The following is a 12,944-nucleotide window of genomic DNA, read 5'->3' as shown; positions in this document are numbered from 1 at the left end:
AGTTCTACTCCCTGGTGGCCTAACCGCAGCACCTTTCCGTCCCCCGCTCGCCCCTACCTCCTTATCGCGACGGAACCCTCGCGCAAGTACGTCGATGGTCTCACGCGCCGCCTTCGCGGAAACCACGACCTCATTGCGCTCGGAGGCAGACGCATTGAGTTGCTGTTGCAACCGCTCCTGCGAATTCTGTCGCGCCCGGAGTGCGATCACCGCCGCCGCGACGGCATTCCCGCTCTCGTCCGGTGCGGGGAGCGGCGGCTGCGTCCTCGGGGCAGCATTGCGGATGATCGCTAGATCTTCGTGCAGGCCCATCGCATCACGTGCATTCAACATGGATTGCTCCTTGCTTTTTCATCACTGTATCTCAGGTCCCCAGATCTCGCCAAACTTCCGGTGGGGCGACTAGGGAGCTGGGGCGATGCGCAGGACGTCGACACGCAACGCCGGGAGCCACGTATTGGCACCGGGCGCGCGCAACACCGTACCTTGAATGGTGACCCGCTGTCCGGTCAGGCCGCGCGCTTGCCCGACGGTGGTCCCCATGAGCTCCCAGTCGGCGTGATCGTCCGTCTGTAGTACCACCATCGGGAAGGGCTCATTGCCCTTGACGTGCAGGCTACCCGTCAGCGCCACGCGGGCGCCGGGAGCCGGCGCGGCCGCACAGCCGGCCACGCTGACCAAGGCCACGGCCGCCACCATGAGTTCTTTCACTTCGCGTCTCCATCCGAAGGGGGCAGCTTGGCCGCCCCCGGCTAGCTTACTGGATCACGACCGACAGAGTGGTCCCGGCCGGTAGCTTCACGCTTTCGCTGTAGACACCGCTGACGGCCTTACGCACCACCGGCAAGCTCGCGTAGGGTTGTAGTGTGGTAGGAACGGACTGCGTGAGCGTCCGATAAGGTGCTTGCGCCTGCGGATCGATCATGGGCAGCCGGAAGTCGCCTTCAGTTCGCGGCGGGAACCCATAGCCCATCGGGCTGGTAGCGGCCGGCATCAGGGCGCTGGCCGTTGCGGTAAAGCGGCACAACTGGTCCGTGAAGCCAGAGCTCGGGGCCACGGATTTGATGGCAGCGTCGAGCACGGCGACCGTATCGGTGCTGCTGCGATTCGCCAGCAAATTCTTGAAGAAGGTGAGGCCGAGTTGGCGATCGAGGAAGCCGCCAAACGAGCCCGACACGGCATAGCTGTCGCAACCGGCGCCAAATGGCGTCCAGTCCAGCAGGCTGCAGTTGTAGGAACCAGACTGGTAGGCAATATAGCGGGGGAAGCGAACGTCCCGGACATTGTTGAAGCTCGGATCGATGGCATCGCTGGCGAAGTCCTCCATCATCATGGCGGTCGCCTCTTCGAGCCACGTATCCAGCATGAAGGAAGCTCCCCCGACGACGCCGCGCCGATAGTAGTTCTGCATGTGCATGCCTTCGTGGGCCATGGCCATCAACATGGACTTCAAGCCGGTGGTGCCGCCTAGGTACAGGGTTTCCGAGTCAAGGTATAGGGAGACCGACTGATTGCTGTACGGATTGGTGGCATCCCGCAGGAGCGCGTTGCGCGCATAGAAGTAGCCGAGCAAACCAAATGGCGTGTTGTTGTTGTCGAAATTGAGGATGACGATATCGATCGGCTGCGCGGTGGGTGCAAGCAACTTGGAGTAATTGTGCGGACCCCACATCGGGCCGCCCACCGACTTCAGCATGTCGTAAATCTTCCCAGCGGGCACAAAGGCCGAAACCAGTGCATCGACGATCGCGGGACTGACTTTTGTCCCATCGTTTTCGCTGTTCTCCACCCAGAAGTTGATCGTCGTACCATCACTGGCTGTGGTCTGGCGCACCAACGTTGCGGGGCGGGCCGTGTTGTCCTCGTGATACCACGTTTTGGTCTCGTTCACGATCGACTGGCTGGGGACACGGAGCATCGAGAAGCGGGCGCCGCTACCCCGGGTGCCGGCGTGGGCAACCCAGCCATCATGGTTGAACTGCGAGATCCGTGCCTTGGCGTTGTCGGTCGCGCTCTGCAGTTGCAGCATGCTGGCAGCGAGATTTGGGTATTGATAGGACGCAGCGGTCAGGGAAATCATCGGCATGGGCTGCGCCGACGCGGTCTGATTGGTAAAGACGAGCGTGACGTCCTGTCCAGTCAGGCCGGCGATGCTGAGCGGCACCTCGACGGCCGCGTCCGAGGCGTTGGCGACTTGCCAGACCCCCACACCGTGGCCGGCATAGGTGTTGGCGTCGACCGTGCCACAACCGGTGCAGGCAGGCGTGAGCGGATTGTTCGTCGCCGTGGTAGTGCCCGTCGTGGTGGTGCCTGTCGTCGGTGTCGCGGTTACCGGGGTCCCGGTGCTGACGGATTGTGGCGTGCTATCGTCGCCGCCGCCGCCACAGGCGGCGAGCACGGTGGCGGTCAGCAACGTCATGGCCATGGTAAGGGGATGGGGCAGGGTGCGCGAGGTGCGCATGGAATCTCCTTGTGTTGGGACACATGCCAGCGGGCATGCAAAGTCGATGGGGAATGTCGGGGCTTCGGGAGCGATGGCGTGGCGGTTCCGTCGCGATAAGGAGGTAGGGGCGAGCGGGGGACGGAAAGGTGCTGCGGTTAGGCCACCAGGGAGTAGAACTGCTCGGCAGCGGACGGACTGCTCCGCTTGGCGGTAGCCATCTGCCCCTTGCGGATCATGCGCATGGTCTCGATGCCGCCCAGGATTCTCGATGCCGCCCAGGATGATGCGGGCGCAGCGAAAGGTCTGGAACCCCAGCATCGGCCTGACGCGGCGTTTGATGCCGCGGTGGTCCTGCTCGACGAGGTTGTTCAGATGGATCTTGATGGGCGTTTCCCGCTCGGCGTTGAGGGCCTGCAGGGCCGCCAGGTTGGCGCCGGCCTTATCCACGGCCCGGTAGAGATACTTCCACCGGCCTTTGACCAGGATGTAGGTTTCGTCCATGCGCCAGCTGTCAGCCACCGCTCGCTGATGCCGGCGAAACGCCTTCTCGAACAGCGGCAGCAGTTTGATCACCCAGCGATGCACGGTGGAATGGTCCACCGCGATGCCGCGTTCGGCCATCATTTCCTCCAGATCGCGCAGGCTCAATGAGTACGCCACGTATCAGCGCACGCACAGCAGGATCACGTCCAGCGGATAGTGCAGGCGCTTGAGCACCTTGGCAATCCCCACTGGCAGAGTCGTTCGCGGTGTCTTCGCTGGTTGAATCATTTTCTGGCCTTCAAGTTTCACGACCGCAAATTCTACTTCCGTACCGTTACTGCGACAGAACCCCTAGATACTATGAATGAAGGCAGGTCGGTAACACACGCGAAGCGATCCTAAAGTAAAGGTGCCACCCATTCACCTTGGAGTACGTCATGCAACCGACCCGCATCAGTAATTCTATGCCCGGAGAAGATGTATTGGCAGTGGCCTTGGAGCTATCGAGCGGCGCTTGGAAAATCGCCCTGCACGACGGCAAACGGGAGAAGCCTGCAATCCAGACTGTAGCTGAAAAGGTTCCGGCACACCGCTTGGACGAAGCGATGCAAGCGATCGAGAAGATCAAAACGAAATGGGGACTTGGCCCTGGCGTGCGCACTGTCGTATTGTACGAGGCTGGCCAGGACGGCTTCTGGATCGAGCGGGCGCTATCAAGGCTGGGATACGAAGTGGTGATCTGCGATGCGGCAAGCATCCCGGTGGAGCGGCACGCGCGGCGGGCCAAGACCGACCGCCTCGACGCGATCAAGCTGGTGTTGTGCCTGCGCGCCTGGCTGCGCGGCGAACATGACCGCATGCACGTGATTCGCGTACCGGCCGTTGAAACCGAAGCGCAGCGCCACCTGGTACGCGACCGGGGCGAACTTCAAAAGGAAGCGCTACAGCACCGTGACCGGATCCGCAAGCTGCTGCGAACAGTGGGTTGCTGGCAAGAGGTCGAAGGCGATATCGCAAAGCGGCTAGCAAAGGGAGAAATCTCCTGCTACGACGGCGCGGCAATCCCTGCGCACTTGCATGCGCGCCTGACCCGGGAGTGTCAGCGCCTAGCCTTAGTCCAGCAGCAGCTCGCTGCACTGGAAAAAGACTTGGTCAGGCAATTGCCGGAACCCGCACAAAAACGCATTGCCGACCTTCAACGGCTCAAGGCAGTCGGCCAGGTCGGCGCGACACGACTGGTGCTCGAGCTGTTCTGGCGCAGCTTTGACAACCGCCGGCAGGTGGGCGCCTGTGTTGGCTTGACGCCGCAGCCGTACGACAGCGGCCAGAGCCGGGTCGACCAAGGGATCAGTAAGCAGGGCAACCGGCGCGTGCGTTCTCTGCTTATTGAAATGGCGTGGCTCTGGTTACGCTATCAGCCCGGCAGCGCGATGACGCAGTGGTACCTGCAGCGCACCCAAGGAAATAGCCAGAACAAGCGGGGCAAGCGGATCGCCATCGTCGCCGTGGCGCGACGACTGGTCATCGCTCTGTGGCGCTATCTGACGCATGGAATCCTGCCCGAGGGAGCGCTTCTGAAAAACAGAAAGACCACAGGATTAAAACGTTCAGCCGGCGAGGTGGCAGAAATTTGAAGCAATGGCGGCAACTCGCATTAGCTATTGCTATCCTCGTATCGGAAGTCAGTTCGAAGTAGACAAGCCCGTGCAGCCTGCTGGTTGCAAACGCAACCGACACTACTAGATGGGGCTTGTCGCATCAAAGTCGCCTTAGCGCAACGCGCATACAGGATTGGGCTGGGCAATACCAGCGGATAGAAGTTGGTGGGACGTCGAAGTCTCACGTAAAGATGACCGGGAACTTTGAACTGGTGAACAAACGCGACAGACGCCCCAAGGCAACTTGAATCGCCCCGGGTATCGAGGAGGCTGTTTGGTTTAAGTTGATGCCGGCGCGGCAGCGGTGTAGCTGAGTTGCCGGTAGTAGTTTGCCTCAGCTTCAGCCGGCGGGATATAGCCGAGGTGTTCCATCAGGCGGTCGTTGTTGAACCAGGCCACCCATTCCAGGGTTGCAAGCTCTACGGCCTCACGGGATTTCCAGGGGCCGCGCTTGTGGATCAGTTCGGCCTTGTACAGGCCATTGATGGTCTCAGCCAGTGCGTTGTCGTAGGAGTCACCGCGGCTGCCGACCGACGGTTCAATGCCGGCTTCAGAAAGCCTCTCGGTATAGCGAATGCTGACGTATTGCGATCCCCTGTCAGAATGGTGAATGAGCGTCCCATCGTTGTCGGGCTGGCGCGCGTAAAGCGCCTGTTCCAAGGCGTCCAGAACGAAGTCCGTGGTCATCGAAGTGCTGACGCGCCAGCCAACAATACAGCGGGCGAACACGTCGATCACGAAGGCCACGTACAGCCAGCCCTGCCAGGTCGAAACATAGGTGAAATCACTCACCCACAGTTGGTTGGGCCGCGTGGCGTGGAACTGGCGCTTGACGCGATCCAGAGGGCACGGCACCGAGTCGTCCGCTACCGTGGTGCGCTTCTTCTTGCCACGGCGCACCCCCTCCAGGCCAAGGTGCTTCATCAGTCGTTCGACCGTGCAGCGCGCCACCGCCATGCCTTCACGGTTCATCTGTTTCCAGACTTTGTCCGCACCATAGACCTGCATATTGTCCTCCCAGACCCGTTTGATCGCAGGCCGCAAACGCTCATCGCGAATTGCACGGGCGCTGCGTCGCGACGGATCGCGAAGCCGTGCGGCATGGCGTCGGTAACACGACGGGGCAATCTGCAAGACTTTACAGATCGGCTCGACCCCGAAGGCATCTCGATGCTCATCGACGAAGGCCTTCAGGACTTGAGCCGGCGGTCGAGCTCCGCCTGGGCGAAAAAAGCGCTGGCCAGCTTCAGGATCTCGTTGGCTCGACGTAATTCCTTGACTTCACGCTCCAGCGCCTTGACGCGTTCTCGTTCTGACGTCGTTACGCCGTCGCGTTCACCGCTATCAATTTGGTCACGCTTGACCCATTTCAACAATGTATGGGCCGAGCACCCAATCTTTGGGGCAATGGCCTGGACCGCCGCCCATAGCGACGGATGCTCGCCGAGCTGTTCTCGCACCAGGCGAACAGCCCGCTCTTGGACTTCGGGGGAATGCTTGTTCTGCTTGTTCATGGCTCCATTCTCTCAAGACTTGGAGCCTCCTCAAAACCCGGGGCGATTCACTACGTTTACCCAGCTGTGCGCCGCGATCTAAATAATTCAACTACCGCTTCCCCGGCGGTAGTCCGAGGAATTCCGACGCCTCTTGCATAGCGCTCTCGGCCAGCTCACCGGCTTCCTCGCCTCCGCCGGGCGTCATCAGGCCGACCAGTGCTGCGTACAGCAAGTGGATCAGGTCCACGGCACGGTGATACTGTTCGTCGCTCATGTTTTTCTCTCTACGAAGCCATCGAACCGTGTCGTCAGCTCAGGTTTGCGCAACTTTCGCAATGCCTGGGATTCTAGTTGGCGGATGCGCTCGCGCGTCAGGCCGAACTGCGCGCCGATTTCATCCAGCGTATAGTCGGTCTGCAGCCCCACGCCAAAGCGCATGCGCAAGATCTTTGCCTCGCGCGAGGTTAGCCTTGCCAGGACGGCTTCCATTTCCTGCTGGAGTGCCGCTTGGGTCGCCGCGTCCACTGGCGATATCGTGTCCTCGTCAGCCAAGGTGTCTCCTAGTAGCGCATCCCCGCTTTCCCCCAATGGGGTCTCCAGCGAGATCGGCTGCTTGACGAGATTCAGGATGGATTTGATCTGTTTCTCGCTCATCGCCAAACGGGCAGCCAACATGGACGGCGTTGGCATGGCGCCGGTTTCCCGGAAGATCTCGCGCGAATGCCGGTTGATCTTGCCAATGGCCTCGACCAAATGCATCGGAATACGGATGGAGGGCGCCTTATCGGCGATGGCACGGATGACCGCCTGCCGGATCCACCAGGTCGCGTAGGTCGAGAACTTGTAACCGCGCCGATAATCGAATTTGTCCACCGCCCGCATGAGGCCGATATTTCCCTCTTGGATGAGATCCGGCAACGGCAAGCCACGATTCTGATATTTTTTGGCGATGGAGACCACCAGTCTGAGATTGGCCCCGATCATCTCAGACCGGGCTTGCAGGGCTTTCGTCTTCGCCTTCGCCACTCGTTTGGCGGTTTCCCGCAGATCCCCCAGCGGCATCGCGGCGCGAGTTTCCACGGCGCGCAACTCTTGCTGAAGCGCTCGCACTTCCGGCGCCCATCTGATCAGGTGAGCGCGAATGGCAGGGTTCTCCGCCGCGAGCGCATTCATCCAGTCCAGATTCGCGGCTTGATCTCTGAATCGCTCAAGAAACAATTCGCGCGTCATGCCGCATTGGTCGATCAGGATCTTGGCGACGCGGCGCTCCACCTGACGGACCTCCTCGATCAACGCGTCAAGGATCTGCGTGAGCTCCACAATAGCAGGCGGGCTAAAGCGAAATGCCGCGAGCTCAGATTGGAGGGTGGTCAGCACCCTGACATATTGGGTGGGGTCGGACTCGGACTCTGGGCAGCGAGCGACGCTGGCAAGCGCATCGGCCTGACACCGGATCGCTGCAAACCTCTCCAAGCCAATGCCCCGCAACCGGACGGATTCGCTATCAGCAGAAGTCGTCGGCCCCCGATCGCCATCGTCGAGTCCTGTGTCGTCATCCTCCGGCTCGGCATCGGTCTGCGCCTGCGCTTCTGGTAGCAGGCTACCGCCTGGCTCGGCTCGCGGCTCCACAATGTGGTCGACCAGATCCTCAAATGCCATCTCATCGCGGGCCACCCGGACGGCCATCGCCAGGAGTTCGGAAAGCACAACGGGGCAAGCCACCATCGCCGCCATCATTTCCGCCAGCGCGTCTTCGATCCGCCGGGCGATGGCCACCTCGTCCTCGCGCGTCAGAAGAGGGATTGCACCGATCTCTCGCAGGTACATTTGCGTGGGATCGGTCGTGCGAGTCAGTCGACCGTCGCTCTGCGTGATGGCCGCGGCGGCTTCCTCTGCGACATCCTCCTCATTTGCGGAGGGTGCCGCATCCTGAGTCAGCCATGCTGGAGCTTCCGTTGGCGCTCGGTCGACGACCTCGATGCCGAGATCGGCCAACATCGCCAGCGTCCGGTCGATGACAGCTGATGTTTCGTCGCAATCCGGAAGCTGATCGCTCAGCTCACCACGCGTGAGGAAACCGCGCTCTTTGCCAAGAGCGATTAGTGCAAGCAGGTTCGTACGTAAGTTCTCGCTCATCTCATGCGCGCTCGCCGCGCGATCCTGTGCCTCGCTCTCGCCAAAGGCTTCGCAAAGCGCTTCATTTCTGCCCCAGCGACAGCCGGACCGTGACTTCGCCGTGGCACTGGCCGATGGCTGGGCCTGATCGGGCCGTCGTTTCAGGTGCCTCCCCGCCCGGGCAGATGTTGCACGAGCCAGATCAATGCCGACACCGCGGCAATGGCCCAGAGCGTCACGATCACCAGCGCCGCAACGTGGCTGACCGGGCGATTGGCGGCCGCCGCGGCCGCTGCACGATGCTCGCGCATCACCTCAAGCGGAATCCATCGTATTGCCAGCAACAAGCCGAGCGGCACCACCACCACGTCATCCAGAAAGCCAAGTACGGGAATGAAATCGGGAATCAGGTCAATAGGCGACATGGCATAAGCGGCGACCAGCAAGGCCAGTGCTTTCGCATACCATGGCGTGCGGGGATCTTGCGCAGCCAGCCACACCGCGTGCACATCTTCTTTGACTGCGCGAGCCCAACGCCGGGAACGTGCGGTCAAATGAGGCAGAAGGTCCCGGCGCCACAAGTGCAGGCGCACATCGTCGAGCACCGGGACTGCCGCGAGGGCGAGCAGCAGGGTTGCCAGCGCAAGCGTGGCGCTGAACCCGACGTGCTTGAACCCCAAGGCGCCAACGATGCCACCGGCAAAGAACAATGCGACAAGCGTGATAAGTACCCGTAGTTTGTGCCGATTGGCGAGCACCGGTGGCTTGCTCGAATCGGCTCTGGACAGGTTGCAATAGAACAGCTTGCCCAGTTCTATCCCGATGTCAGTAACCATGCCGGTCACGTGCGTGGTGCGGATCTCGGCGTTCGACAGCTTGGTGACCATGGCATTTTGTAAGCCCATGATGAAACAGAGCACCATGACCGTTGCCGGCACGAACAACCATTCGTGGTGCTCGAGATTGCTTCCAAGCAGGCCAAAACACACCAACAGCGCGGCTTCCAGCATGAGCGGCAATGCGTATTCGCTATGCAGGTGCTCGCGCCGACCCCAGTTAATCAGCACCGCTGACCAGGCGGCGCCCGCCAGAAACGACAGCATCGCCCCCAGGCCATCCAACATCAGCCAGAAACTGCCAAGCGCCAGGTTGTCTGCCATGGCGGACACAATCCCCGACATGTGCGAGGTGTACTGCTGCACGGCCAGGAAGCCGCCCGCGTTGGTCGCTCCGGCCACAAAGGCCAGGTAGCAGGCCAGTTGCCGATTGCTGTCGGGACTGCGCACCTTCCCAGTCAGCTTACGCAAGTACAGGATGGGCATGGTTGCATTGGTGAGGAGGCCTGCACGGGGGGAAGGGCTTGTCAATACCGGACCTGCCGCCTTGCCAGCTTGGTCCAGGCGGCGCGATCCGATGCCAGGCGCTCGCCGCCTTTCAGGCGGCGAGCGCCTGCAGTCAGGTTCAGCGAATGCGCCGTTTCCAGGATGCGCGCCCGCGCCATCAGTGCTTCCAGAGCGGGCAGCTTGTGTGCCCCCTTCCAGGCGAACAGCGTGTAGTTTGCACTGTCTTCGGAAAGAGAAATCGACATTGATTTGCCGAACACGGCGCTGACTTCCTCCAGATAGAAGGGGATATCGGGATCGCTTTCGAGAAAATTCGCGACCAGCACACCAGTATCGGCCAGGCGTGCATGACAGGCGGCATAAAAGTCCGCCGTGCCAAGCTGTACCGGCATGCCGTCGGCCAGGAACCCGTCCACCAGGATGACGTCCGGTCGCGCATTCTGGTTCGCGACATATTCGGCGCCATCCGCGCAAACAATCTCGAGTCGTTCGTCGTCCGGCGGGATCTGGAACTGCTCGCGCAGGGCGATGACCGCCGGATTGATTTCAATTGCCACAATCTTGGTGTTGGGTAGATGCCGGTAGCAGTACTTGGCAAGTGAACCGCCACCCAGGCCGATCATCGAGATTCTGGCGGGAGTCGGATGCAATAGCAGGAATCCCATCATCGTGCGGGTGTAACCCAGCACGAGCTTGTCGGGATCCTTGCGCGACATGAAGCTTTGGGTGGCCAGCGCATCGAAATGCAGCGATAGGGCGTGCTGGGTTTCCAACACTTGGGGCGTACCGTCGCGGGTCGCCTCGGCAAGGAATTTCAGATAGGCCTGGAATGAGGTGCGGTCGGCGTGCATCTGTCCATTTCCATTAGAGAGACTTGGGGAGCGCCTCGCCCCTTAACAATGCCGCGATGGTAACGACGGCGGCGGCCTCGTCCACGCCGTCCGCCTGGATGCGTACATGCGTCCCCACCCGCGCGGACAAGCGCATGACCTCCATCACGTCCTTCGCATTTGCGATCCAGGGGCCACTTGTGAGCAGGGTCTGGCACTCAAACTGATTGGCCGTGAAAGCCAATCGCGCGGAATTCCGTCCCTGAAATCCGTTCTTGGCGGTCACCTCTATCGTCACTTCTACCACTGCGCCCTCATCAAAAAAAATAGTGAACCTCAAGGCTCATCTGTTCTGGAGCCGCGTATTGCACTGCCTGGCACGCGCGTCTCCTCATACCCGGACTTCCGGAGTCGCAGCGGGGCGCTCTCGGCGGGATGTGTAGCGGGTCTTGTAGTCATATATAATGATAATGCCATTATTACACAATGACACTCCAAAACGCATGGAATCCAAGACTGCCCGTCTGACCGTATTGATCGACCCGGTGAAGAAGAAGGCCTTTGAGGCGCTGTGCGCCGCCCAAGACCAGACGCCATCCCAGATTGTTCGCCAGATGATTCGCGACTATTTGGAGCAATATGAGGTGGACTACGCCACCAAGCCGAAGGTCGGCGCGGCTAGGTTGGCGGCGAACGAACGTGAGTGATAGTAGGAAAGAACCAGCCGGTGCCCAGGTATAGGGGTTCGCACGCATTGTCCGGTCCGCATGGCAACCAGGTGTGGTTCGCGGCACGCCCGTGAGCGACGGGCGTTAGGCAGTCGTGCCATATGGATAGCACCCGGTTCGCAAGGCACAGTCGAGCGGCCACTGTGGCAGTGCGGACGATGCTTTGCGTAGGCGCGCTCTCCTTAGTGCCAACCAGTGTCGAAGTTTGCGTGCTGAGCCCAGCCTGGCAATATGCCGGGCATCGCTCAACGCTCCCTCGCGAGCTACATCGCTAGCGCCGCGCGGGATCGGTCTGGCGCTGCCGCACGGCGCTCAGAATTCCGCGCAGGATCGCTATGGGCGGCGGTGGACAGCCCGGCACGGCTACGTCGACCGGGATCACGTTGGCGACACGGCCGCAGCTCGCATAGCTCTCCCCGAAGATCCCGCCGGTGCAGCCACAGTCGCCTACCGCCACTACCAGTTTCGGCTCTGGGGTCGCTGCGTAGGTGCGCCGCAGGGCCTCTTCCATATGACGCGAGACCGGTCCGGTTACCAGCAGCATGTCGGCGTGGCGCGGGCTGGCGACGAACTTGATGCCAAGACCTTCGATGTTGTAGTAAGGATTACCGAGCGCGTGGATCTCAAGCTCACAGCCATTACACGACCCTGCGTCGACCTGCCGGATTGTCAACGCCTGGCCGAGAATGTCGAGCAGTTCCCGGTGGATGTGCTGGATAGAGGGGGCCTCGTCTGCCGCGTTGGACGGCGCAGGCTCGGTGACAATGCCGGTGCGGGCAATCTGCTTGAGGATTTGCCACATCAGAGATCGTGCCCCGAGTAGCTGAGGTTGAAGGATTTGTTGATCAGCGGAAAGTCCGGCACGATGTTGCCGATGATGGCGTGTTCGAGCACCGGCCAGTTCTGCCACGACGGGTCGTGGCAATGGCAGCGGAGGATGCTGCCGTCATCGGCAAGTTCGAGCGCGACGAGGACTTCGCCACGCCAGCCCTCCACCCATCCCACTCCGATGGCGGCACCAGCGGGCGCTTGCGGCAAGATTCGCGTGGTGCCGTCCGGCAGGCCTGCACAGATGGCACGGATCAGCCGCAGCGACTCCAGCAGTTCATCGAATCGCACGGCCACGCGGGCGGCGACATCGCCGCCGCGGTGCGTGGCCATTTTCACGGCGAGGCTATCGTAGGGCAGCCAGGCATGGTCGCGGCGCAGGTCCGCCGCGTGGCCGCTGGCACGTCCGGCCAGCCCGGTCAGCCCAAGCTGTGCAGCAAGCTGTGGCGTGACGCGGCCCGCCCCAAGAAAGCGGTCCTGCAGGCCCGCATGCTCGTCGTACACCACGCGCAGCACGCGTACTTCCCGCTCGATGTTGTCGCACTGCTGACACAGGCGCTCAAGCATGGCTGGCATAAGGTCGCGCGCAACGCCGCCTGGTACCACAGCGTCCATCATCAGCCGGTGGCCGAAAGCCTCTCCGGCCAGCCGCTGCCAGTCTTCGCGCAAGCGCGAGAATTGCGCCAGGCCGAAGGCCAGCCCCGCATCATTGCCCAGGGCGCCCAGGTCACCCAGATGATTGGCAATCCGCTCACGCTCGAGCATCAGGGCGCGAAGCCAGTTTGCCCGCGGCGGAGGCGCGCAGCGCCAGGCTGACTCGAGCGCCATGCAATAGGCCCAGGCAAAAGCCACGGTGGAATCGCCCGAAACCCGGCCGGCCAGGTGGTAGCCCTCTAGCGGCGGCAGTTCGGTAAAACGCCGTTCAATGCCCTTGTGCGTGAGCTAAAGTCGAAACTGGTGTACAGGCGGGGAATTTGAGGCGCGGAGTAGAGGGCGGTGGAGCTTTCCGCTGAGAATCTG

The 12,944-nt window shown here is 61.6% G+C and carries 12 protein-coding genes, 2 pseudogenes and 1 other annotated feature; of the genes and pseudogenes, 2 read left to right on the top strand and 12 right to left on the bottom strand.

Going from position 1 to position 12,944, the window contains the following annotated elements; translation table 11 throughout:
- The 4 genes and pseudogenes from J8I34_RS31570 to J8I34_RS31555 all read right to left on the bottom strand — a co-directional run.
- Positions 1 to 333 (bottom strand): hypothetical protein (locus J8I34_RS31570; protein ID WP_209778355.1); only part of this gene is annotated, 333 nt, incomplete at its 3' end.
- 69 nt (positions 334 to 402) lie between these two features.
- Entirely contained in the window at positions 403 to 711 is a 309-nt protein-coding gene (locus J8I34_RS31565) for a hypothetical protein (RefSeq protein ID WP_029050419.1), read from the bottom strand.
- 46 nt (positions 712 to 757) lie between these two features.
- On the bottom strand, positions 758 to 2,419 hold the full coding sequence (locus J8I34_RS31560) for a M30 family zinc metallopeptidase (RefSeq protein WP_371748181.1): 1,662 nt from the start codon (positions 2,417 to 2,419) through the stop codon (positions 758 to 760).
- Between the two features lie 179 nt (positions 2,420 to 2,598).
- A pseudogene (locus J8I34_RS31555) lies at positions 2,599 to 3,214 on the bottom strand (IS6 family transposase).
- Positions 3,215 to 3,363: 149 nt separating this feature from the next.
- Between J8I34_RS31555 and J8I34_RS31550 the strand changes: the two are divergent.
- Positions 3,364 to 4,560 (top strand): IS110 family RNA-guided transposase, encoded by a 1,197-nt coding sequence (locus tag J8I34_RS31550; protein ID WP_209778098.1) that lies wholly within the window; start codon positions 3,364 to 3,366, stop codon positions 4,558 to 4,560.
- A 303-nt stretch (positions 4,561 to 4,863) separates the two neighbouring features.
- Here the strand turns inward: J8I34_RS31550 and J8I34_RS31545 are convergent.
- From J8I34_RS31545 to J8I34_RS31520, 6 genes are all read right to left on the bottom strand, one after another.
- A protein-coding gene (locus tag J8I34_RS31545; protein ID WP_209808121.1) for an IS3 family transposase occupies positions 4,864 to 6,098 on the bottom strand; the annotation gives its coding sequence in 2 pieces (ribosomal slippage) (positions 4,864 to 5,819 and positions 5,819 to 6,098; 1,236 coding nt in all).
- Positions 5,704 to 5,820: a sequence feature (AL1L pseudoknot), on the bottom strand. It overlaps the preceding gene by 117 nt.
- A gap of 91 nt (positions 6,099 to 6,189) precedes the next feature.
- Entirely contained in the window at positions 6,190 to 6,354 is a 165-nt protein-coding gene (locus tag J8I34_RS31540) for a hypothetical protein (RefSeq protein ID WP_198030902.1), read from the bottom strand.
- Entirely contained in the window at positions 6,351 to 8,360 is a 2,010-nt protein-coding gene (gene rpoD, locus J8I34_RS31535; RefSeq protein WP_255360142.1) for an RNA polymerase sigma factor RpoD, read from the bottom strand. Before rpoD ends, J8I34_RS31540 begins: the two co-directional genes overlap by 4 nt.
- Entirely contained in the window at positions 8,357 to 9,517 is a 1,161-nt protein-coding gene (locus tag J8I34_RS31530) for a DUF1275 domain-containing transporter (RefSeq protein ID WP_029050239.1), read from the bottom strand. The genes rpoD and J8I34_RS31530 overlap by 4 nt, the downstream gene beginning before the upstream one ends.
- Positions 9,518 to 9,558: 41 nt before the next feature.
- Positions 9,559 to 10,389, bottom strand: a complete 831-nt coding sequence (locus J8I34_RS31525) for a fused MFS/spermidine synthase (RefSeq protein WP_209778096.1) — start codon at positions 10,387 to 10,389, stop codon at positions 9,559 to 9,561.
- Positions 10,390 to 10,402: 13 nt separating this feature from the next.
- Positions 10,403 to 10,708 carry an HPr family phosphocarrier protein gene (locus J8I34_RS31520; protein ID WP_245176284.1) on the bottom strand — a complete coding sequence of 102 codons (306 nt, stop codon included), beginning with the start codon at positions 10,706 to 10,708 and terminating at the stop codon, positions 10,403 to 10,405.
- A 163-nt stretch (positions 10,709 to 10,871) separates the two neighbouring features.
- On the opposite strand from J8I34_RS31520, the gene J8I34_RS31515 reads away from it, so the two are divergent.
- Positions 10,872 to 11,075 (top strand): ribbon-helix-helix protein, encoded by a 204-nt coding sequence (locus J8I34_RS31515; RefSeq protein WP_029050236.1) that lies wholly within the window; start codon positions 10,872 to 10,874, stop codon positions 11,073 to 11,075.
- Between the two features lie 292 nt (positions 11,076 to 11,367).
- Here J8I34_RS31515 and J8I34_RS31510 read toward each other — a convergent pair whose 3' ends face one another.
- Together J8I34_RS31510 and J8I34_RS31505 are read right to left on the bottom strand one after the other, a co-directional pair.
- Positions 11,368 to 11,898 carry an NADH-quinone oxidoreductase subunit B family protein gene (locus tag J8I34_RS31510; protein ID WP_035878774.1) on the bottom strand — a complete coding sequence of 177 codons (531 nt, stop codon included), beginning with the start codon at positions 11,896 to 11,898 and terminating at the stop codon, positions 11,368 to 11,370.
- Positions 11,898 to 12,863, bottom strand: a pseudogene (locus J8I34_RS31505) (hydrogenase large subunit); the annotation flags it as partial. The pseudogene J8I34_RS31505 and the gene J8I34_RS31510, both read right to left, overlap by 1 nt.
- Positions 12,864 to 12,944 lie beyond the last annotated feature (81 nt).

Source organism: Cupriavidus phytohabitans (assembly GCF_017815025.1).
Lineage (GTDB): Bacteria > Pseudomonadota > Gammaproteobacteria > Burkholderiales > Burkholderiaceae > Cupriavidus.
The sequence above is the reverse complement of the archived record's forward strand: the minus strand, read 5'-3'. Positions and strand labels throughout refer to the sequence as shown.